Origin of the sequence: Peptococcus simiae (assembly GCF_046097595.1) — a bacterium.
Classification (GTDB): domain Bacteria; phylum Bacillota; class Peptococcia; order Peptococcales; family Peptococcaceae; genus Peptococcus; species Peptococcus simiae.
In genome coordinates this window covers 1-20184 of sequence record NZ_JBJUVG010000003.1, presented here as the reverse complement: position 1 = coordinate 20184, position 20184 = coordinate 1, and the positions used below count along the sequence as shown (strand labels likewise).

Annotated in this window: 32 protein-coding genes; 1 reads left to right on the top strand and 31 read right to left on the bottom strand. The window is 54.8% G+C overall.

The genetic code is table 11. The annotated features are described in order from the left end of the window. Window positions 1–611: 611 nt before the first annotated feature. From ACKQTC_RS03145 to ACKQTC_RS03010, 28 genes are all read right to left on the bottom strand, one after another. On the bottom strand, window positions 612–1838 hold the full coding sequence (locus ACKQTC_RS03145; protein ID WP_408976976.1) for an N-acetylmuramoyl-L-alanine amidase: 1227 nt from the start codon (window positions 1836–1838) through the stop codon (window positions 612–614). Next, the gene (locus tag ACKQTC_RS03140) at window positions 1838–2116 is read right to left on the bottom strand and encodes a phage holin (RefSeq protein ID WP_408976975.1); all 279 of its coding nucleotides are present in this window, start codon (window positions 2114–2116) and stop codon (window positions 1838–1840) included. The genes ACKQTC_RS03145 and ACKQTC_RS03140 overlap by 1 nt, the downstream gene beginning before the upstream one ends. After that, the gene (locus ACKQTC_RS03135) at window positions 2113–2505 is read right to left on the bottom strand and encodes a hypothetical protein (RefSeq protein ID WP_408976974.1); all 393 of its coding nucleotides are present in this window, start codon (window positions 2503–2505) and stop codon (window positions 2113–2115) included. Before ACKQTC_RS03135 ends, ACKQTC_RS03140 begins: the two co-directional genes overlap by 4 nt. 243 nt (window positions 2506–2748) lie before the next feature. Next, entirely contained in the window at window positions 2749–2904 is a 156-nt protein-coding gene (locus tag ACKQTC_RS03130) for a CD1375 family protein (RefSeq protein WP_408976973.1), read from the bottom strand. 61 nt (window positions 2905–2965) lie between these two features. Further along, entirely contained in the window at window positions 2966–3085 is a 120-nt protein-coding gene (locus ACKQTC_RS03125; RefSeq protein WP_408976972.1) for a CD1375 family protein, read from the bottom strand. Beyond that, window positions 3082–3429: a hypothetical protein gene (locus ACKQTC_RS03120; protein ID WP_408976971.1), complete on the bottom strand. Its 348-nt coding sequence runs from the start codon at window positions 3427–3429 to the stop codon at window positions 3082–3084. Before ACKQTC_RS03120 ends, ACKQTC_RS03125 begins: the two co-directional genes overlap by 4 nt. Next, complete coding sequence (locus ACKQTC_RS03115) at window positions 3429–4280, bottom strand: hypothetical protein (protein WP_408976970.1); 852 nt, start codon at window positions 4278–4280, stop codon at window positions 3429–3431. The genes ACKQTC_RS03120 and ACKQTC_RS03115 overlap by 1 nt, the downstream gene beginning before the upstream one ends. Beyond that, window positions 4280–4588 carry a hypothetical protein gene (locus ACKQTC_RS03110; RefSeq protein WP_408976969.1) on the bottom strand — a complete coding sequence of 103 codons (309 nt, stop codon included), beginning with the start codon at window positions 4586–4588 and terminating at the stop codon, window positions 4280–4282. The genes ACKQTC_RS03115 and ACKQTC_RS03110 overlap by 1 nt, the downstream gene beginning before the upstream one ends. Window positions 4589–4682: 94 nt before the next feature. Continuing rightward, window positions 4683–5270 carry a putative phage tail protein gene (locus ACKQTC_RS03105; protein ID WP_408976968.1) on the bottom strand — a complete coding sequence of 196 codons (588 nt, stop codon included), beginning with the start codon at window positions 5268–5270 and terminating at the stop codon, window positions 4683–4685. Next, window positions 5267–6337 carry a baseplate J/gp47 family protein gene (locus tag ACKQTC_RS03100; RefSeq protein ID WP_408976967.1) on the bottom strand — a complete coding sequence of 357 codons (1071 nt, stop codon included), beginning with the start codon at window positions 6335–6337 and terminating at the stop codon, window positions 5267–5269. The genes ACKQTC_RS03105 and ACKQTC_RS03100 overlap by 4 nt, the downstream gene beginning before the upstream one ends. Continuing rightward, complete coding sequence (locus ACKQTC_RS03095) at window positions 6324–6752, bottom strand: DUF2634 domain-containing protein (protein WP_408976966.1); 429 nt, start codon at window positions 6750–6752, stop codon at window positions 6324–6326. Before ACKQTC_RS03095 ends, ACKQTC_RS03100 begins: the two co-directional genes overlap by 14 nt. A gap of 4 nt (window positions 6753–6756) precedes the next feature. Next, the gene (locus ACKQTC_RS03090) at window positions 6757–7026 is read right to left on the bottom strand and encodes a hypothetical protein (RefSeq protein WP_408976965.1); all 270 of its coding nucleotides are present in this window, start codon (window positions 7024–7026) and stop codon (window positions 6757–6759) included. A gap of 11 nt (window positions 7027–7037) precedes the next feature. Continuing rightward, window positions 7038–8975 (bottom strand): phage tail tip lysozyme, encoded by a 1938-nt coding sequence (locus ACKQTC_RS03085; protein WP_408976964.1) that lies wholly within the window; start codon window positions 8973–8975, stop codon window positions 7038–7040. Beyond that, window positions 8968–10125: a LysM peptidoglycan-binding domain-containing protein gene (locus tag ACKQTC_RS03080; RefSeq protein WP_408976963.1), complete on the bottom strand. Its 1158-nt coding sequence runs from the start codon at window positions 10123–10125 to the stop codon at window positions 8968–8970. Before ACKQTC_RS03080 ends, ACKQTC_RS03085 begins: the two co-directional genes overlap by 8 nt. A gap of 16 nt (window positions 10126–10141) precedes the next feature. Beyond that, window positions 10142–11266 carry a hypothetical protein gene (locus ACKQTC_RS03075; RefSeq protein ID WP_408976962.1) on the bottom strand — a complete coding sequence of 375 codons (1125 nt, stop codon included), beginning with the start codon at window positions 11264–11266 and terminating at the stop codon, window positions 10142–10144. After that, window positions 11196–12164 (bottom strand): tape measure protein, encoded by a 969-nt coding sequence (locus ACKQTC_RS03070; protein WP_408976961.1) that lies wholly within the window; start codon window positions 12162–12164, stop codon window positions 11196–11198. Before ACKQTC_RS03070 ends, ACKQTC_RS03075 begins: the two co-directional genes overlap by 71 nt. A 182-nt stretch (window positions 12165–12346) precedes the next feature. After that, window positions 12347–12787, bottom strand: coding sequence for a phage tail assembly chaperone (locus ACKQTC_RS03065; RefSeq protein WP_408976960.1), 441 nt, complete (start codon window positions 12785–12787; stop codon window positions 12347–12349). A 19-nt stretch (window positions 12788–12806) separates the two neighbouring features. Continuing rightward, on the bottom strand, window positions 12807–13304 hold the full coding sequence (locus ACKQTC_RS03060) for a phage tail tube protein (protein WP_408976959.1): 498 nt from the start codon (window positions 13302–13304) through the stop codon (window positions 12807–12809). Next, window positions 13304–14626 (bottom strand): phage tail sheath subtilisin-like domain-containing protein, encoded by a 1323-nt coding sequence (locus ACKQTC_RS03055; protein ID WP_408976958.1) that lies wholly within the window; start codon window positions 14624–14626, stop codon window positions 13304–13306. Before ACKQTC_RS03055 ends, ACKQTC_RS03060 begins: the two co-directional genes overlap by 1 nt. Before the next feature lie 13 nt (window positions 14627–14639). Then, window positions 14640–15074 carry a phage tail terminator family protein gene (locus tag ACKQTC_RS03050; protein ID WP_408977113.1) on the bottom strand — a complete coding sequence of 145 codons (435 nt, stop codon included), beginning with the start codon at window positions 15072–15074 and terminating at the stop codon, window positions 14640–14642. Continuing rightward, window positions 15074–15517 carry an HK97 gp10 family phage protein gene (locus tag ACKQTC_RS03045; RefSeq protein ID WP_408976957.1) on the bottom strand — a complete coding sequence of 148 codons (444 nt, stop codon included), beginning with the start codon at window positions 15515–15517 and terminating at the stop codon, window positions 15074–15076. Before ACKQTC_RS03045 ends, ACKQTC_RS03050 begins: the two co-directional genes overlap by 1 nt. After that, window positions 15517–15882, bottom strand: a complete 366-nt coding sequence (locus ACKQTC_RS03040; protein ID WP_408976956.1) for a hypothetical protein — start codon at window positions 15880–15882, stop codon at window positions 15517–15519. Before ACKQTC_RS03040 ends, ACKQTC_RS03045 begins: the two co-directional genes overlap by 1 nt. Then, a complete protein-coding gene (locus ACKQTC_RS03035; protein WP_408976955.1) occupies window positions 15875–16351 on the bottom strand; it encodes a hypothetical protein in 477 nt (158 codons plus the stop codon). The genes ACKQTC_RS03040 and ACKQTC_RS03035 overlap by 8 nt, the downstream gene beginning before the upstream one ends. Next, a complete protein-coding gene (locus ACKQTC_RS03030; protein WP_408976954.1) occupies window positions 16348–16662 on the bottom strand; it encodes a hypothetical protein in 315 nt (104 codons plus the stop codon). The genes ACKQTC_RS03035 and ACKQTC_RS03030 overlap by 4 nt, the downstream gene beginning before the upstream one ends. A 13-nt stretch (window positions 16663–16675) precedes the next feature. Continuing rightward, entirely contained in the window at window positions 16676–17602 is a 927-nt protein-coding gene (locus ACKQTC_RS03025; protein ID WP_408976953.1) for a hypothetical protein, read from the bottom strand. Between the two features lie 7 nt (window positions 17603–17609). Next, window positions 17610–18203 (bottom strand): phage scaffolding protein, encoded by a 594-nt coding sequence (locus tag ACKQTC_RS03020; protein WP_408976952.1) that lies wholly within the window; start codon window positions 18201–18203, stop codon window positions 17610–17612. A gap of 450 nt (window positions 18204–18653) precedes the next feature. Next, window positions 18654–18818, bottom strand: coding sequence for a hypothetical protein (locus tag ACKQTC_RS03015; protein WP_408976951.1), 165 nt, complete (start codon window positions 18816–18818; stop codon window positions 18654–18656). A gap of 14 nt (window positions 18819–18832) precedes the next feature. Beyond that, window positions 18833–19186 (bottom strand): YjcQ family protein, encoded by a 354-nt coding sequence (locus ACKQTC_RS03010; protein ID WP_408976950.1) that lies wholly within the window; start codon window positions 19184–19186, stop codon window positions 18833–18835. Between the two features lie 57 nt (window positions 19187–19243). Between ACKQTC_RS03010 and ACKQTC_RS03005 the strand changes: the two genes are divergently transcribed. Further along, window positions 19244–19489 (top strand): hypothetical protein, encoded by a 246-nt coding sequence (locus ACKQTC_RS03005; RefSeq protein WP_408976949.1) that lies wholly within the window; start codon window positions 19244–19246, stop codon window positions 19487–19489. Window position 19490: 1 nt separating this feature from the next. Here ACKQTC_RS03005 and ACKQTC_RS03000 read toward each other — a convergent pair whose 3' ends face one another. The 3 genes from ACKQTC_RS03000 to ACKQTC_RS02990 form a co-directional block, all read right to left on the bottom strand. Then, the gene (locus tag ACKQTC_RS03000; protein ID WP_408976948.1) at window positions 19491–19679 is read right to left on the bottom strand and encodes a hypothetical protein; all 189 of its coding nucleotides are present in this window, start codon (window positions 19677–19679) and stop codon (window positions 19491–19493) included. 67 nt (window positions 19680–19746) lie between these two features. Continuing rightward, window positions 19747–19923 carry a hypothetical protein gene (locus ACKQTC_RS02995; RefSeq protein WP_408976947.1) on the bottom strand — a complete coding sequence of 59 codons (177 nt, stop codon included), beginning with the start codon at window positions 19921–19923 and terminating at the stop codon, window positions 19747–19749. Then, a partial coding sequence (locus tag ACKQTC_RS02990; protein WP_408976946.1) for a hypothetical protein occupies window positions 19910–20184 on the bottom strand: 275 nt, incomplete at its 5' end. The genes ACKQTC_RS02995 and ACKQTC_RS02990, both read right to left, overlap by 14 nt.

Sequence of the window (20184 nt, the reverse complement as noted above, 5' to 3'; positions counted from 1 at the left end):
CGTTTTGCGACTTGCTCAGGTCGACGCGTCACCCAGCGCGGGAGATACTGGATCACCATCCTTTCTGCATCGGCAAAGCCACTGCCACCCCTCCTTCCATGTCGCAAGTATATATAAATAGACCGCCCCTGAGGGACGGCCTACATATATTGCTCTAAGCACATAGAGGTGCTGGGTTGATGAACAATAATAAGAGCCGAACCCGAAACCCCTGTCATGTTCATAAACCTTCCCTCCATCTGACTTAAAGTATCCTATCTTCACGGTCAGTATAAACCATCTCGCCGGCATTTTCACAAAATCCCGGTAAATCTTCCGTAAAGCCTCAGCCCCCGGTTGAAGCCAAACCAAAAGTCCCACCACAGTCTATAAAAACAAAAAGATCCCTTGCCATGGCAACCATGACAAGGGATCTTTAATTGACGGGGGCACAAGGATTTAAGGTGATACATTTCTGTGTCTTCCGATAGCTTGAAAATCGCTTAACCAAGGGGTTTAATGCTTTAAATGCTTACCCTGCAGTGGCTACGTTACACCATAAACTCCCCCAAAACTACACCAATTCAAGCCCAATAAAAAGAGCCCAACCATGACCGGTCGGGCTCTTCTTGTTAGCGCTCTTTTAGCTTGTCGTACACTCGCTGGGCGACGACTGCGAGCTCTAGCCGCGTCGGCGCGTCAAACAGCCGCGTGCCGTCTATAAAACCATTTTCCTTGGCCTTGGTGTAGTCATCCAGGGCCCACTCGGGGACCTTTGCTTTAGCCGGCTTAGCGGCTGGAGTGCTCTCGATCTCTCGCATAAGGGCGACGATCTTATCGCCGTATGCGGTGCTGGGCGCCCAGTTGCCGCCTAGGGCTTGCCAGGTCTTGGCCTTGCCGCTTAGCCATGCGAAGTGCCGCGGGTCTGGTGTGGGATTTTGTGGCTGGCCGGCGTATAGCAGTAGATGGTGTACTTGCGCCGTGACGCCCTCCTGCCAGTCGGTAAACCGCATGTGGGCCCCTGGGTCGTAGTTCCCGCCGCCCTCGGTCCGCTTGAGGCCGCAGGGGTTTTTGTAGGTCTCGTCGATGACGCCGCCAAAGTTACCAAAGCCGGTCTCAATGGCAGACTGGGCGTATACGCCCGCAGGGTTAACTCCCGCCTTGGTAGCCACGTCCCAGTAGGTCTGTGCCTGGTCGATGAACCAGGGGGCAGCCCCTTTGGACTTGGCCCAGGCCCGTCCCTGGTCGACGGTGGCCGAGGCGGGGGCGATGATGGCGTCGCTAGACGGATGCTGGGGCTGGGTTGCCGGTGCGGGCTTGGCGGCTAGGCCAAAGTACCCACAAATGCCTTTGCACAGCGCATCGGCCCAGGTGTCCTCTTTACCGGCGACGTTGTAGACATCGTCAGAATTGATAAAGGACATCTCGACCAGGCAGGCCACTGCATCAGTTTCCCGGATGATGGCGAAATTGGCCCACTTGCGACCCCGGTCCACCGAGCCCAGGTGCTTTACCGCATTATGGACCGCATCGCCAAAGGCATTAGCCACGCTGTTGCCGTCCCAGGTGTAGGTCTCGACGCCCCAGGCGGGCTGCATGGCGGAGTTGAGGTGTAGGGATATGACCGCATCGCACCCCGCCTCATTAAAAACCTGGGCCCGGCGGGTTAGATCAGCTCCCTGGTCTAGGTAGTACTTCCAGTCGCCGTCTCGGCTCATGACCACCTCTACCCCGGCGGCTGCCAGCCGGTCCCGGAGCTTTAGGGCCACGTCTAGTGCGATGTCTTTCTCTTGGTACCCCATGCCACAGGCGCCTGCGTCGGCGCCACCATGGCCGGGGTCAATCCCGATTTTTACCATTATTCTACCTCCGGGGCGATGTGGTCAGCGTCCTTACGGGGTTTTAGGTAGGCTTGAGCCGCCTGGCTGTCCTTGACCCCTGCGGTCGTCGGGTCGACGATGACCCCCAGGGCCACTAAAAGATTGATGACAATACCTAGGCCCTGGACGATGGCCTCCTGGCTGATTGCGGGGACGATGTCAAAAACCCCGCACACCTGATAAATAAAGCCGACCACTAAGGCCACCAGGGCCACGAGGGTCGGCTTGTTTTTTAATCTTAGCTTCCAATTTATCATGCTTTCTGCTCCTTTCTGACGGGTAGGGACATGCTGTCCTTGTAGAGTTTTTCTCCGGTGCCGTTGCCACCTAGGCTCTTGTAGGCGGCGTAGAGGTTCTCAAGGTCCTCTATGTCGGCCACCGTGGTATAGCCTTTCTTCAAGGCGTCCTCCGCATTGGCGTAAAGCCTAAAATGCAATAAGGCCAGCAGGGCCTTATCCTGCCGGCGGTTATGCGTCAGCTGCCGCCAAAGGAGGCCCCCGACCCCACCGGCTGAAAAAAGCGATGTCAAGGCCGTGATGACGGACCAGTCGAGTATTTGCTGTACGATGTGGGCGATACTACGCACCTTCTTTCCATAAAAAATACCGCCCAGGTAGGCGGTATGGTATACTATTGTCGTTGTCATCCTCCAATCTGACAACAGATGGGAGGTGTTTATATGGTCGTTGCATTCTCTTTTCTGCTTTCCATCACGGCAGGTATAATTTGCCATTATATCTGCAAGTGGCTAGATGGCAAGCATGATGACAACTAGCCCAACAAAATACCCCTCGATGGCGGTCGAGGGGTATTTTTGTGTTTATATGCGGCATTCTCTTTTCTTGCCTACTTGTAGTATACCACCTGCTTATGACTCTTGCAAGCGTGGTTACTCAGCCGGTTTTCCTTCTGCCGGCAAAGCCTTGCCGTACCCATCCAGGCCTAGGGCCTTAAGGTCTGCCAGCACGGCATCACGCAGGTGCCGGGGCACGGTGTCGATGGTCCGGCGGCCGTAGATGATAAGGGCTACATAGATAGCTACCATATTCTCACCTCCTTTCCTGAGCTTAAAAATGAGTATAAAAATAGCGCCCGTTAGGAGCGCTTTACTCAGCTTTGTCATTTTCTTCTTCCAGCAGCTTTTTGACTTCCTCCCGCAGGTGGGCTGGCACCTGGTCCAGGGTCCGTCTGCCGGCTTTGACTAGGGTTGCATAGATATAGATCATTTTGGATTTCCTCCTGTCATCGTGGCTTCATAGAGGCCTGCGATACCTTCCATGATGTCTAGGTTGCCTTTTTCTTGCCGCTCGTATGTAGCAGCAACGCCATCCATGATGGCTAACAGGTCTTTTTCCATCGGCTGCGGCTCGGGCTTAGGTGGGGCGGGTGGTTCCTGGAGGACCTCTTGCCACTCACCATCTACAAGTCGCTTGCCTAGGACTGCTTGTGCACTATCGTAATCGTTAAAGACCACCCACTCTGGTCTATTGGTAAAGTCTTCAGGCTTTCCGTCAACTACAGCCAGTTGCAGGCTGTTACCGGTTTTATCTACTTCTACGAGATAGAGCATTAATACCACTCCTCTACTGTCCAGGTAATGTAAAATTCATTTTCTAAGTAGCCACCAAAAGGTATGCCAATCTGTAATGTATTGCCGTTAATTAAGCTGCATATTACGCCTCCACGGCAGCCTGACCCATGAGACATATTCCATAGTGCTGAGGCAGACACGGTAGATTTATCTGGATTAACAGCATATGGCAGGGTTATTTCCTTAAACAAATCTCTGCTGATATTATAACGTTCGTCCCACCCTCTTGTTTTCGGAGCAATTTGCCCCCGCTGCACTCTTTTTATCGTGCCTCTATTTTTAAGCTCTTGTAATGCCGCCGCACTGGCCCGGCTAGACACATCTGTATCCAGCCGGTCAAGCTTGCTTGCTCTAGCTGGTGTATAGTAGCTGGCACTCGCACGACTGGACACGTCTACATCTATCCGCCCATCCATCCGGTTCAGCACCTCATCTGTCGTCTGGCGGAGGATGTTTTGCTCGTCCTTCCAAAGGTTAAAGTCCGTCCGACTTACCCGGCTGGACACATTCACATCCAGGTGGTCTACCTTCCTTGCCCGGTCGGCGGTCCAGTCGGCGGCACTGGCCCGGCTGGATACCTTGGCGTCCAGCCGGTCGGTTAGCTTGCCGGTTATGGTGGATATCCCATCTGTCAACTTTAACTTGATTGTCTGGCACTCATCCACAATGCTTGCCTGGGCGCCATTAACATAGCCGGGTAGATTGCCTACTCCGTCTTCTATCCGGCTGAGTGTGTTGCTATCATCTTTTTGGCCCCTTTGGATGGCATTAATTTTCCCCTCTAGGGCCTCCTTGGCCTTTTTTATGGCCGATAAGCTAATTACGTCCATTATGCTGTCACTCCTTTCCAAACATCGCCGGTCTCGGTCCAGGTTGTCATCTGGCTGACCTTTGCCTTGCCCGGTAGCGTAAGCTCTACCTCGACCGTCCAGCCGTCCCGGCTTTCGGTGCTGGCCCGCCGGGCGATTTGAGAGTTGTCCTTGGTCAAGGTCTCCAGCCACTTGTCATAGCTGCCGTTGTCTTGCGGCACGACCTCATACGTCACCCCCGGCTGGCCTGCAAGCCAGTCAAAGGTTGTGATGGCTTCAGTAGCGCTTTGCTTGACCCGGCCTTCTACTTCTTCAATGTCTTTTTCCAAGGTTTCAAAATTATCATTAAAATCTTGTATGTTATAAAAATCGTCGGAAAAGGGCAGCTTAAGCCCAAGTCTGTCCGAGGTTCTCACCTTTTTATCATCCTTTCGCTAGGCTTAATTCACGCACCTTGAAGCCGGTCCGGAGCTGGTCGTGGGTGTATGCCGCCATCTCACCATGGGTCAGCCTGCCCAGGGTGGCGTGCTGGTTGTAGCGGATGTCTACTTGGTAGACCATATTGGCCGGTAGCATATCATGGAGCATACCTCGGACGGCCTCTGCCTGATTTTTACTCTTCAGCTCAATCAGGACCGATACAGAGTACTTGCTATGGCTAATATCCAGGCTAAAGCCATCCCTACCGCACAGGGCAGCCAGGGCGGCGTATAAGGACCGTTTAGTATAAAGGGCGGCCATACTGACCATTCGGGCCCTTACAGCCAGCCGACGATCTTCCAGGGTGGCGTCTTCCGGCGGGGCGATTCCCCACTGCCGCTCTAAGAGGGCCAGGGCCTCGCCGTCTGCTGTGTCGATAAAAATACCGGCATACAGACGGTTAACATCGTGCAGGGCTTGGATGAGAGTCCTTTCCTCGACATCAGCCAGCACGGCCAGCTCTTCATAGTCCTGAAGGACCGGCGGCAGGTAGCAGAGTAGGCCTATATCTCGTATAAAGTACCAGTTCATGCCGTCACCTCACCCAGGACCGGGATGGCGCCGTCGGGCACGGTGTGATTATCATCTACGCCGTTAAATCTAGTGTACTGGGCGTCTACTATGCCCGGTATTTTTAAGAGCCGCATCTCGACCTGTGATGTATACAGCCTTAGTGTCGCACTGCTGGTCCAACCCCGGCGCACCTCGTCAAAGTAGGCCCGGAGGGTCTCGATAACTCGACTTTTTAGACTTGCCCAGGAGGACCCTGGGGCATAGGTCAAGGTGAGCTTGATATTCACCTTGTCGGCCTTGGCGGCCATGATGGTCACCTGGTGGTCGATGGGGGCCAGCCCCTTGCCCTCGCCGGTGTAGCCCGGCGGGTCAATGGCCTCCTGGACCCTTTGCACCAGCTCCGTCGATGGCACGTCAAAGCTGTCATTAACGATGATCACGCCGACGGTCCCCGGCCCTTTGTGGTGGGGGAGGACCTTGCAGGCCCCCACACCGTTGACGGTGGAGAGCATCCGCTCGTAGTCTGCGATGTTGCCCCCATAGGCCTGGCGTTGGATCTCGATAAAAAACCGCTCTCTGAAGAGCTCTGTCTCTTCCTCGTTCCGGCCCGGCTCGATGAGGCCGGTTACTTCGGCCCGGCTTAGGTCCTTGATTTCCTTTATTGGGGTTAGCGGCAACCCTACCGGGTACAGGTCCAGTGCACCGACCTCCTCGGCGACTAAAATCCAGGTAAAAACGCCGCCTTTGGTATCCACCATCTCAGCCGCATAAAAATTGTACCTGTCCAGGTTAAATCGGTCCCCTGCCTGGATGGGGGCATCAAACTCGGCCTTGAGCCGCATAGGCTGGGCGTCTTTAGGGAAGACACCCAAAAGGCGGGCATGGCGGATGAGGTTTTCCCGGTTGGCCGTCTCCGGGAACATCTGGTCATAGGACCAGGCCATGTCCAGGTAGAGCTTCATGGTTTCCATGGAGGCCGGGGCCAAGGCGTTAAAAAGCAAGGACGACTCCCGGGTGTCGTACTGGTCCGGGACGCGGTTTAGCTTATCCGCCAGTAAATTCTCGTAGGTTTTATCCTCCCACACCGCTTATCACTTCCCTTCCGTCTAAGGATCCGTATTTTGTGTGTACCGTAAAGCCTATGGCCAGGTCATGGCCCTGGCTGGCTTGCTCGTCTAGGTAAAAGCCGTCTACGCCCGTGATGCGGTCGTCCATGAGGAGGGCCTCCGGTATCCGTCGGCACAGGGCGGCATAGATGAGCCGTCTAGGCTGGCCGATGAGGTCGGCTATCTCCAGGCCGTGACTATCGCTATAAATGACATGCTTGTATCGCTCGGTCCGTAGGGTTGTATAGACCGCCTGCTCGACGGCCTGCACCTCGGCGGCGTACCCCCGGATGCGGAGGGCCTCAGCGTCCATCCACCAGGTAAGGGAGGGCTTGAGGACCTCGGTATAGCCGCCGGCGGCCTCCCGCCAGGTATCCGGCATTTCTGGGATCATGCCATCACTCCTTCATGTATAAGTAGTAAAAGACCTGGCCACCCTCGTCCTGCAAGAAAACATGGGTAGACCCTACATCTTCTGGTAAAAATGTTACTCCGTAAGGCAGGACCAAGTTCTTCAGTTCTTTGGATAATTTGACTTTGATATTCTTCTGGAAGGCGACCGGACTGATGGAGGTCAGCTTGGCATAGGTCACCCGGGCAGGCTTGCGGGATTCGTACACCGTCCCGGCAATCTGCTTAATGGCGTCTAGTAGGGATCTTGTATCCACTGCTATTCCTCCTAACTCAGCGGCGTATTCAGCATCCAGCCCCAGCGGACTTGAGAGCCACCGCTTGCCGGGCCATAGGTTGCTATGAATTTTTTGACAGTATATTTGACAATCCCGCTACCCTCACTGCTATAAACCGTGTCTCCCCCGGCGTATATGGCTATGTGGCCGTAGGTCCTCCCCAGGCCATACGGGCTAACCACACAACCGATGACCATACCCGGCCGGAGGTCCTTGAGGTTGCTACTATGGCACCAGTTTCGGGTCATGTCATTCCCGTTGCCATCCGGGTACTGGCCTGTCACCTGGTTAAAGACCCGGCTTACCCAGGTGGCGCACAAACTGGCCCCCGGCCAGGGGGTGCTATTGATGGCCGCCATAAGTTTGGCCGGTGCACTGCCTCCGCCGACGGTCATCCCATAGTTTTTCCACTGGTTAAAATAGCGCTGGGCCACCGGTGTAGACTTAGCGATATCGCTATCGCGCCTCAACCCTCGCTCAAAGACATCATAAAACCAGGCAACTGCCCAGGCTGGGTCTCTTGCCTGCTTAAATTGCTCCAGCGACCCATGTTTGTTGAGCCAGTAGGCTAGGCCGCCACTTTTGAGCTCATAGTCCACAAAGCCGCACTGGGCCTCAATGCTACGGTAATCCAGGCCCTTAGCGCTGGCCCATTGGATGAGGTTCTGCCAGCGGTTGCGGACATCCCACTGACACAGCCCGCGGCCGTGTCCAGTGTTGCCCGTCTCAGCAATCGTCGGGTTAAAGCCACTCTCCCGCCAGATATTGCCCATGATGCCGGCGGTAGCTGCGGCGCTATAGCCCATCTTTCGGAAGGCATTCCATATCCGTTCTGCATTGGTATTCCCCGGCAGGGCGTGGAAGGTCCCATCGCCCAGGCCACCGTCTGCCGCTTGTTTCTGCTCGTTCTTAAAGACGCCTGACACATCAATGGCCGGTAAGAAGTCTTCATTCTGGATTTCCATGTCCATCAAGTGGCTGTTGCCCCGGATGGTGTGGGTCACACTCTCCACCCAAAAGGCCGCACTGGCCTGCATGTCGCCCAAGGGGAGGTTGACATAAATCACCGACCCGCCCCTAATGGCTATGTCGCCCAGGACGCCCTTGAGGGCCAGCTTCCGGACCGGTCGGTCGACCTTTTTCAGCACGTCGTCTGCCTTCATCTTGATGAGCTCCTTGGGCTCATTAGATACTGCATGGAACTGCAAGACGCCCCAGTCCTTGATGTGCTCCGGGTTTTCCGCCACCAAGGTCTCCGCCTGGCCGGCAGCGTCATCCTTGACGGTAATCTTGACCCGGTTATAGGTGCCCTCGTCGATGGTATTTGTATACTCCCAGGCCTGCATGGCCTTAGCGTCAAAGACCTTACCCCTGTAGACCATATCCTTGATGTTTTTGAGCGTCAACTTGCCCACATTGTCATAGAGAACAAAAGCCTCCCCGCCCTCGATGAGGGTGTTTTGGTAGGCCTTATCAAAGATATCATATAGCTCCACATCCTCCTCTGTCCGGGACATTTTGACACCGGTTTCGGCCACCTCCCCGACTTGCAGGTTGTGGTCTCCGGCGACCATCTTGACCAAGTCTCCGTAAGACTTGCTATCATACTGGATGGTGTCCTTGTACTTTAAGTAGCGGATTTGGTCGTAGGCCACACAGTCAATGGTCTTTAGGTCGCCTCGGGACTTGGTAAAGATCCAGCCTACAAACACAGGGTCCTCGTCACAAAAAAGGATGGCCATGTTCCCATTCTGGTAGGATAGGTCTCCGTTTTTGGCAGTGGTAAATTCCAGCTTGCCTGGCTCCCCTTCCCGCTTCCAGGTGACTTTTATTGGCTCTTTTAGGACCGGCCGGAAGGTCTTCCCCAGTCGGGGGTTGGTTATTTCCACCCGCCATTTGTGGGGCGTGTATCCAGTATTCTCACTCAAATCGCAACACCGTCCCTGCCGGTACCCGGTTGTAGTCTTGGATTTTTGACTTGTTCAGATCGTATATATCTTTCCACTTGCCACTGTCCCCCAGGTACTTTTTGGCCAGCTCGCACAGGGTGTCCCCATATTTGACCGTATAGGTCTTAGGCCGGTCAGGCCCACCTGGCCGGGTCTTATCTGTGGTCGCCACCGGTTTGCCGTCCTTGGTCGCCAGCTTAACTGATGTAGATACTAAATCATTAAACTGCAGGAGGCTGATGTCCACCTCGATGTCGTCCACCAGGCCGTCCGCATCCTCATTGATGACATAATCGCTGATGACCATCTTCATGTAGGTGTCGGAGTTGGTGCTCTTATCGTGGTTGCGGATGACGGCAAAGTCAAAGGGCTTACAGGCGACCTTTAGCTTTTCGAACAGGTTGAGGTAATAGACCGGCTTTTTAAAACCGCCCCGGTACTGAGCCCAGGGGTAGGGGTGGGCCGGGAGCCAGAGGGTAAAGGTCATCTTAGTCAGCTTAGGCATTTCCGGGATAATAAAGCCCTGGCCGGTGACCAGCTGGAAGGTCTCGTCATTACTTTCAATAGACGTCTTAATCTCTGCCGGTGCTATGGGCATGAGTTCCTTTCCAAAGTAGACCTCATACTGGCTGGCGGCCAGGTCATAGTAGGCGTACCGGTCAGTCCTATTGGCCTGGGCCAGGACCTGGAGATACTTGGCCTCCAGGTCGGCCGCCTTGGCCGCTTTCTGGGCGGCATAGGCCTTAGATTCGGCTATCCGCTTGTCAATCTCTTTTTGCGTCAGAATGTCGTATTCTTTGTCGGTCGGCTGCTTGACGATGTTGGCCTTGGCTTTTTCCGCTTCAGCCCGTGCGTCTTCCGCCATCTCCTTGAGCTGCTGGGCATCCATCTTCAGCCGGAGGGCCTCGACCTTTCGCTCGGCCTTGGTGGCGGCGTAGGGGTCGTAGGTCGTGCCGCCCTGGAATAGGTCAAACTTGGCGTAGTTTCGGGCATACTCTTCTTTTTTCCGGGCCTTAAGCCGGTCCCGCTCTGCTCGGTTTTCAGCAATCTGCTCGTCGATGTAGGCTTGGATGGCCAGGTCCTTTTTATGGTAGTCGGGTGGCCGCTCGGTCATGTACTTATAGTCCACCCGGGGTTGATAGTCTTTATTCAGGACTGAGCCCCCCTTTCGTAATGTCCAGCTGGGTCAGGAGACCAACGCCGAGGTCGCGGGTGTAACCATCGATGTCAAAGGTAGCATCGGGCCGGTCGATGGTCGTCTCCACCTTGATTTTGTTCTCAATGTTGTACTGGGCGGCCCGGCGCCCCTCTTCCCATTTCCGCATATAGGCCAGGTCCTCGTTGGCGATTTTTAGGCTTTCTTTAATCTTATCGGTGTTACCGGCGATCTTATCCAGCTTACCTGCCCGGACCCGGTCACCGGCGGTTTTACCGCCTGCCCCGTCATCAGTGGCTAGGACGGCTTGGTCGTAGGCCGCTTGGCCGATGCCCTTGGACAGGTTCTTTTGGACCTGGCTGAGCCGGTCCAGAGCGCCGCCAACCTTGTCGCCGATTGAATTAAAGCCTTCATCGTGGCCTTTTTTATAGGCATCGCCGATACTTTCATAGGCCACCGTCTTAGGCTCGGCATAATCGGCTGTGTAGTGCACCTCGCCCAGCATGTCAAAACGAATACCGTGAATGCCAGCCTTGGCTAGCTTTGTATTAAACTTGGCGAAGAGCTTATTGGCTTCTGTAGCTATAAAGTTCAGTGCGCTGGCAGCACTCTCTTTAACCTTTTCCCAGGCATTGCGGAAGCAGGTCCGGAGGCACTCCGCCGCGTTATAGACCTTCCGGTCTAGGTTGCGGAGCATGGCCATAATGGCATAGCCCACGCCAACGGCGGCTCGGCCAGCGTCTTGCCAGCTAATGCCCATACCTTGCAGGCCCAAAGTAATCCAGGTAATCCCGGCGGCTATGAGCATTAAGGGCCCCAGCACCGGCATCATGGACGCAAACATAGAGACCCCGGCCATGACAGCTACTGCGGCCATCTTGACTAGAGCAGCTACCATCAAAACGCCAATAACTGATACCAAGGGCAGAATGATAAATTTCAGCCCGTCCCAGTGGTTGACCATAAACTTAAACACCGCCGCGGATATATTGACCACGACCAGAAGGGCCCGACCGAAAGCGTATACGGCTTGAACCAGCCCCTCAAAGGCCTTGTGGAACTCCTCGCTGTTGACCAGGGCGGTAAACTGCCCGGCGGCAGGCTTTAGGGCCATGGTGACGGCGGTCTTGAGCCGGTTGGCGATGCCGCCGGTCAGGGTCCCAGGGGATTTGGTTAAAGGCTTCCGCCGTCTCTGCTGCCGCCCCCAGGACCGAGTCCTTGATAACCTGGGATGTAATCTGCCCCTCGGCCGCCATCTGCTTCAGCTGGCCTGTCGATACGCCCAGGTGCTTGGCTATGGCGTTGATGACGCCCGGGGCCTGCTCCATGATGGAGTTAAATTCCTGCCCCTGCAATTTGCCCTTGGCCAGGGCCTGGGTCATCTGGAGCATGGCGGCGTCGATGCCCTGGGCCGATGTCCCGGCGATGACGAACATCTTATTGAGCTCTCCGGCGAAGTCCACGATCTCATTGGTGTTTTTAAAGGCTCCGGAGGCCGATGTGCCTATCCGGCTGACCATATCGGCCATGGACTTAAAATTCGCCCCGGACTCATAGGACTTTTGTAAAATCCGCTCTTGGATGGCGTCATTGGTCTGGAGGCCGTCATTGATGATGCTTATGCGCCCATCTATCCGGGCCATATCGTCGGCGTAGTTGGCAAAGGCCTTGAGCCCGCTGGCGGCACTGGCCACGCTGACAACTGCCGCCAAGACGCCCTTCATCTTGCTCTCCAGCAGCCCTGCGTGCTTGGCACCATTATTGAGGCTGGTGTTAAACTGCTTCTGCTTAGCATTAGCTGCCCCAACCTCCCGCTCGATGCTGGCAAAGTCCCGGTCTATGCCCTGTAGCTGCCGTTTAGCCGCGGCCAGCTGGGACATGTCCGGGGTCCTGCCCATCTCATCATTCATGCTGGCCATGCCGTCCACGACCATGTGCAGGGCCTGGGTGGTGGCCTTGAGTACGCTGGTCATCCGATCGTCTAAAATCATGGCGCCTCTTACGGTTCCCATCGCTTACCTCCTTTCGCTTTACTGGGCGGCCTCGGCCGCTTTCCGCTCATTTTCTGCCCACTCCAGCGCTATGGCGTCTACCAGGGCCCGCTCCCGGGCAGGCAGGTTGGCGTACTCATGGGGAAACCGGCCCATCTTGACCGCACAAAAATAGGCAACGCTAAAAAATAAGTCGTTGCCCTTTAATCGTTTTTTGCTTCTTCTGCAGCCTCTTCGTACTGGTTGACGACAAAGCCATTCACCTCGGTGACCTTTTCTAGGTAGCCGTTGTATTCACCGGGCAGGCAGAGCATTTTGCCTAAAAGCTCTACCGGGTCGGCGGACTTTACACCAAATTTATCTTGCAGCTGGCCGTTGCGGAGGTCCGGGAAGACAGTGCACTCCACCATGACGGTGTCATTGTATAGCTTGGTAAACCGGGCCTGGTTCAGCCGGCCCTTTTTGGTGGCCTCCTTTTGGCATTGGACCTTGATGCGCTCGGACTCCGCATTGGACAGGGGTCGGATTTCCCACTCCAGCGGCTCCCCGGTAGTGGGGCTTTTGAACCGCTCGGATGCGACATATTTTACATTTTCCGGCAGCTCCGGGACACACTCTAAAAACTCAGACAGGGTTGTTTCCATATGGATAAGCTCCTTTCAATTAGGCTTCACGAACGCCTGTATTGTTAAATTCAGTATCCAGCTCCCAGCTCTCAAAGGTAGCGGAGAAGTCTTCGGTCAGGAATTCAGATTCGGCGTCAAACTTGGCGATAACGGTACTGTCCATGTTGACCCCGTGGAGGATGACCCGCTGCTCCCCGACCGTAGACGTTGGATCACTATTTACAATGACCATGTCAAAGTAAAGGTCCTTCCGCATCCGCTGGTACTCCTGGGCAAAGCGGCGGAACAAGCTATTGTTGTAGTGGACCTTCCCGGTAATTTTATTGGTCGGGGCCCCCTTGCGGTTGCCGCCACCGGGATTCCCTAAAATCGGGGCCTTGGACTTCTTAAAGTCCTGCTTGGCCTCTAGGTTGATAAAGTTGCCCATGTTAAAGCGTCGGCCATCCGGGAAGACGGCAAAACACCGGGCCTCTGTACCGCCAACAAGGTTCTCAACATTGATGACGTCGTTATTTAAAAAAGACGGAATCGCCATTAATTAGCACTCCCTTCCCGTGCGATGTAGATGTCTTGGTAGAGGTAGAGGACGGCCATGTTGGGGATAATCCGCTCCCGGACATGGTAGCTCCGGGGGTCTTGACCCAAATCAACGATGGTGTCCTCAGGCAGGTAGTTTTTAACCGCGCCGACAGCGATCATGCCATTGGTCATGTTATTGACAATATCGTTTTTAAACATAGTCCGGCTGTCGGCATCTGTGCCGGCCTTGCCCAGGTAAAAGCGGGTAAAGATTTTTTGCACGTCGTTGGCCCGCTGGTTCAGGACCCGCATGCACTGGTTATAGCGGAAGTCCTCGCCGTGCTCCGGACTGAAGGTGTGTAGGCTGTTGATGTCCATAAAGACGGTCGGCGTATCGTCCACGTTGATGAACACCAGCCGGCCTTGGGCCTTTAATTCTTTCTGCCTGCTGGCCCCTAGGCCTTCTGTGTCGATGGCGTACTCGCCTAGGTAGGCATGGGCCGTCAGGTCCTTATTGACAGCGCACCCAGCCTCAATTCCGGCCAGGTACCAGGCCAGGGCGTGTTTAGGCGCCCCCGGGTCCGTGACGGTGTTATACAGGTTAATGATATATTCGTCATCGGCCTTTTCCAGATTATGGGCCACCAGCTGGTGGTAAAGGCCCGCTTCCCGGACCGCCTGCTTGGTCCACTCCACGTACAGCTTTTTGGTGGTCTTATCGTCAGAGGCACACAGGAGGACGTCAAACCGGTAACCCTCAAAGGCCGTCAGGGCCTTCTGGTGGTCGGTGCCGGTCGCCGTGCCGCTGGTGCCGCCAGTGAGGGGTAGGGCCTCCGCCTTGGCCAGGTCGCCGCTTTTAAAGGTAACCCAGGCATTTGCCTTAAGGTCTGCTGCCGCCTTGACTGTTTGTCGGTCGACCTCCTGGCCCCGTAGGTAGGTCACCACGTCGAATTTGTCGCCTGTGGCCTCAATGGCCACCGCTAGGAGGTTGCCTACTGTGCCCGGGTAGACAGCCTCGGCTAATTTATTGCTGGCTTTTACCCCTTTACCCAGGCGATATACCAGGACCTTATTAGCTCCGACGAATAACTCCCGCCAGGGCCTTAGCTCACTATCCGTAAAGGCATAGCCCAAGAGTTGGTCCGATTGACGGAGGAAGGTCTCCCGGTCAATCGTAACGACCTTACCCTCGGCGCCCCAGTCCAGCTCTGCGGCGACGGCCACCACGCCCCGGTCCGAGAACACGTTAGGTGTGGAGGGCTCGCTTTCAAATTTAAAATATGCGCCGGGAATTTCTTTGTTTTGGACGGTATATAAACCGCCGCCCCATCCGCTCATATAATTGCTCCTTTCACATATCTGTCTGCTCTTTCTTCATGTATTGGCTCTGCAGGAGCCGCTCGACATACTCAATGTCTTTGTCTTGGTCAAACACGACTGAGTAGCTGACGACCATCTGTGGCACGTTCTCCTCGGTGGTCGTCTGCCGGATATCCCAGCCCCGGTGGAGGTGTCCGTCGGCATCCTGGACGTAGCGTAGGGCCTTGAACAGCTTAGCGTGGACCCCTGCCATCTCCCGGGCCGTCATATCGTCGTCTACATAGTCGACGGCTATGGTCAGCCGGTGCATCCCTTTCTTGTCTAAAAAGGGTGTTGTCGTGATAGGCAGCAAGGACACAAATAGGGCCGGTAGCTTGAGGCCCTCCTCGACGGCCTTACCGTGTATGGGTAGCCCGAAGGCCTCCTCCAGGCTCTCCTGTACCGCTATGATGAGCTTTTCCAGCATCACATCCACCCCTCTTCAATAAACCGTTGGAGCCGCCGGTCCAGGTAGGTCGGGATGGTGGCCTCGACCTCTTTCAGCGACGACTCCAGCATAAACTGCCCGGGCACCCAGCCGATGGTCCGACCGCCCCGGACAATCCTATGCCCCTTTTCTACAAAAATGGCATAAGGCGTGTTGTTAAAAATCACGCTCTTGTAGACTGTACCGGTGTGCCTAGCCGGCTTTTGCTGCCAGTTCCCCTTTAGCGTGCCGCCTTCTATTGGCACGCCCCTAACCCGCCTGTCTTTGCCGACCTGGGTCCGGTCAATGGCCCGCCTCAAGACCTGGCTCCCCAGGCGGTCCACGCAGGATAGCATAAAGGCCTCTGTGGCCTTGGGGTCGCTTATCCGGTCCATATTTTCCAGCCAGCCGGTAAACTCGCTAAAATCGACCCGCCCCGCCATCAGACCACCGCCTCCGGGAGCTCTAGGCCCACCAGTTGGTGGGAGGGCTTAATGGCGATCGGCGAGCAGGCCTTGAACAAAATGCTTTTACCTGCCGCCAGCTGGATGCGCATCCGGCAGCCGGGCGGGATATCTGCCTCCGGTGGCAGGATGACCTGGACGCTTTGGCTCTGCCGGGACACGGTGTCTGATGCCTCGATGCCGGCCCCCTGCCAGTCCAAGTGGCAGGGGTAAGTGTCTGTATCGACCCATACCTCGGCGGTTTCGTGGGTCTTCGGGTCCCGCTGCATCCGGGCAACGATGATGGTGGCCCGGTCCTCGTATAGCTGCTCGACCTGTGCCCGGTGGGCGGCCCAATTAATCATAGGACCGCCTCGGCCACCGGGGGAACCGGCGCAGGCTGTGGACCAGCTTCCGGTAGATGTCGTCAGCCTTGGCCTCGTAGGCCCGGAGCTGGCTCTCCAGCTGCCGACTTTTCTTATCTGGGACTGCGTAGTCCACCTTGGTCGACAGGGCCGTCACGGACTGGACGGTACCGGTTGTACTCTCGGCCTCTTCGGCTAGCGCCCGGGCCCGGGAAAAGGATGCGTCCTGGACCAGCACCTTTAGGGCCAGCCAGCGGGCCAGCCGGAGCTCTGCGTGGGACGGGATATCGGTCCGGTTGCAATCGTACAGGAGGTCAACAATGCCCTCCCAGGCGATGGCCTCGATTTCGTCATCGCTAGGTTCGCAAAAAGTGAGGACCTGGAGCTTGCTTTCCAGCTGCTGGCGGATATAGGGCCGGAGCTTAATGGCTAAATCGCGGGCGTAAGCGTCGATGACGTCGGCCGTCATAGCGCCACCCCATTTGCCTGGGCGATGGACACCAGCATGTCTTTTCTGGCGCTGCCGGGATAGCCCACCCCGGCGGCCTCCAGGCGGGCTTTAATCTCTGCTACGGTCAGCCCCGAATCACTGAGCCCAGATTTGGGCTTTGCTTCGGGACTTTTTGCCGCTTGTACTTCTGCTTTAGCTTTAGCTGCATGGGCGGTCTCCTTTGTAGCCACGATCCGGTAGCCTAGGTCCTGCAGTTCTTCCACTTTAGCGGTGTTGGCGGCGTCAATGGTCTTGACGGCCGCCTCCCACTCCATGACGTATAGGGTCATGTATTGTCACTCCTTATGCCTTGGTGCATGCAAACAGGGCTTTCAGCATGCTCTTTTTGACCCACAAATCGTGGTATTTCCGGTAGTCGATTTTCCAGGCGTGGGCGTTTTGGTAGGTTTCCGGCGTAAACAGGCGGACGGTATCAGTCTTAGATACGGCAATCGGCACGTTTTTCGGGAAGAGCAGCCAGTTGATGTCCTTAGCGTCGCTGGCCGGCTTGAAGCCAAACTTCTCTTGAGCACTGCCTGCACCGGCACCGGTTAAGTACTCGTACTTGTCTTTCATGCGGCCACCGGGGACGATCATAAATTGGATCCCGTCGATGGACCGGATGCCGAGGTTCAAATCTTGGGCGCCGGTGCCAACAATGTTGACCAGCCGTTGGAACTTGTCGCTGTCCTCGATTAAGGCCATGGCCTCACCGGTGATGGCGCAAACAAGCGGTACCTGCTGACCGACATAGTCACGGACGGCTCTGGCATGCTCCCGGACCTTTGCGAAGGCGTTGTCGGCGGTCAGGGCCAGGGCCTCATTGTTGGTGGCCTCTTTGGCCTTTTGGGCGATGGTGGACAGGCGGTAGGCGTCAATCTCGGGGATGACGTGGTTGGTCTGGAAGTCCCGCATAACGTTGGCCGCAGTGGCGATAAAGTTGGTTTCGTTGACATCCATAGCGTCTAGTTGGAAGCTGGCGCCACGGTCTTGGGTCATGGTGTAGGGGGTAAATTCCAGGGTGACGGAACCGACGTTATTAAAGCCCTTGTCCCGGTCGTAGTCGGCCAGGCCGGTGGTGGAGATGGTCGGCAGCTTGATGGTTCGGCCGCCATTGTACTGGACCTGGCCGGCATTGGCTTCCATAAAGCCGGTAACGGCCCCCGCCACGATGTGCTGGTCCAGATTGGTCTGCATTAGAGTCGTAAATTCTAAGGTATTAATTGCCATTTATTCTTCATCCTTTCGTATCTGCCGCTTGGCTTGGGTTAAAAATAGCGGCGATTTCCTGGGCCATGGAGGTTTTGCCTCCGGCGCCATCGCCGCCGGCCGGAGGGACAAAGGGCTTGAAGCCACTGCCCTCGGGCTTAGTCTCTTGCTGCTCATCTGGCTTTTCTTGCGGTGCAAATAGGTAGGGACGATGTTCCTGCATGTGGGCCAGTTGCTTGTCTAGGCCCTCTAGCTTGCCGTCTTTGACCAGGAGAGCCTCCCGGTCCAGGAGCTTTTTCACGATGTCGGCGTCGTAGGCGCCGCTCCCGGTTAGCCCCTTGTCTAGGAGGCTATCAAAGCGGAGATCTTCCAGTTCCTGGACGCTGGCCTTGTATTTTTCCTCCCAGTCGTCAGCGGACTTCTGAATGGCATCAATGTCCATGTCCTTATAGCCCTTGATGGTCTCGGTGGCGTCGACCAGCTGGGCCTGGAGGGTGTCTCTTTCCTTTTTCAGGCTCTCCGCCTTGCCCTGCTCGGCCTTGATGTCTTTACCGTTTTCTGCCATGACTGCATCTATTTGCTCTTGGGTTAGGCCTAACTTTTTCAGGGTGTCTGTATTCATGGGGTCTCCTCTCTCGCCTAGGCTTTTTAGGTCGTCGCCATGACCGGGCGTTCCCGTTTTAGGTCGGGCAACCAATTTTAGGTATAGAAAATAGACCTTTTAACGACTTGTCCAGGTCGGTATGGTATACTATTTCTGTTGTCATTACCCATTCCGGCAACGGAAGGGAGGTGTCATGCATGCTAGAAGTATTGGCTTCTTTAGCTTTCCCTATCATAGCAGGTGTCATTACTCACCTCATCTGCAAATGGCTGGATAAGGAAGAAAGCAAATGACAACCAGCCTAAAGAAAAACCACCGGCTCACCCCCGGTGGTTTTTTGTGCCATACATGCTGGCATTGGCTTCTTTTGACAGGCGGCAAAGGCTCTGTCTTACTTAGATTATACCACATTTTGAAAGGTTATCAAACATATTGTGCTTAACCCTGCACGGGAGATAGTGGATCACCTCAGGTCTTTTTACGTTCAGTCGCCGGGAGGTGTTTGGCGGTCTCTACAAACCGTACCCCGCTGGCGTCAATGATGACAGCGGCCCCGGGGCGTTTTTCCGCTATGATTTCGGCTACCTGTAGGGCTAGGTCCATAAGCCATCCGCTTACTTCTTTCTTGTCCATGGGCTTCTCCTTGGCTAGATAAAGGGCATGATGTCTTTCAAGGCCTTTAAGGTCTCATAGGCCTTTTTCATGAAGCTATTTTCCTGCAGGTAGGCGATACCCGCCGGGGTAATCCGCATATTGTCCAAGCCGCGCAATTGACTGGCATTGCGCTGGCCTAAAATGGGTACTTCGTGTATGGATACTCCTTCAATTAGGCCGTCTTTCAGCAGGTGTTCAAGGATGTACCTATAGTAGTCCGGATCTATTTCCTCCGGATAGGCCTCCAGGCGGATAATGCTTTTATCTACCGGCCTGCCCTTTTTCAGGCAGTCGTACAGGTAGCTAAGTAGGTAGTAGACGATAACGTGGTAGTCATCTTTGGCCATGGCTTGCCTCCTCTTAAAATATATAATATAAATGTATCGAGAAAGGGGGTGAATTTTATGACTAAGATTTATGCGTGCCTACTAGGTGAATGGGTTGATTTAGGAGATGATCCTAGTTGCGTTATGGGGTTGCATAGGGAAGCGCCTTTAGATTGGTGGCGTAACTCAGCAGATGTATATGCGCCCGAAAAACGCGAAGAGGAACACCAATTCAAGGAACTTGATTATGTTCTAATTTACTACAAAGGCGTTACCTATCGCATCAACCCTATTTTCCTCCAAGTCGTTTCAACATCAGAATAAGCTACATCAATAATTGTTGCAGTAATTCTCGCTCATTTTCAAGGTCTCCCAGAGTAACTTGGGGGACCTTACTTGTGTACAAACGTTCTATGGCGCTTGAAAGCCTTGACCACTGCCTGTAATTTAATTTCTCAACCAAGGCCAGAGCCTGCTCCAATTGCTCCTCCGTTAAACCTGAAAGCACTTTCATAAATAATCTCCTTTCAACACAAAAGCCACCCCGGTTGGGTGGCTTTTAATATATTTTTCGGAGTGTATTAGCCCCACTCCTCGCATTGCTTATCCAATTCCAACTGCTTGGCCCACGCTTTTTTTGCCGATTCCGGAGCGTCTTCGGGCAGGTATAGATGCCCTTTATCAGTTATTTTAAGGTAGGGCTTATAAATCTCAGCCAGTCCTTTATAAGGCTTTAATTGCTCTTTAGTCATCAACATGCCTAAACACCTCCTTAAATAATTTATCTAGTCGGGCACTCTGCGTCCCTCCGTCACGTATAAAAAGTGTAAACCATTCTGCATAAGGTTCATTAGTCCGCCAGTTGCTCGATGCATATTCACTTAGAACGTTTACTAATTCCTCTTGCGAGGCTTTCGAGAGTGCCAACAGAATATCTTTTTCTAAATCTTCTTTAGCTTCTATAAGACTATTATACCCCTTGGCATGGCGCTTGTAAAACTTTTCAACGGCTTTCCAGT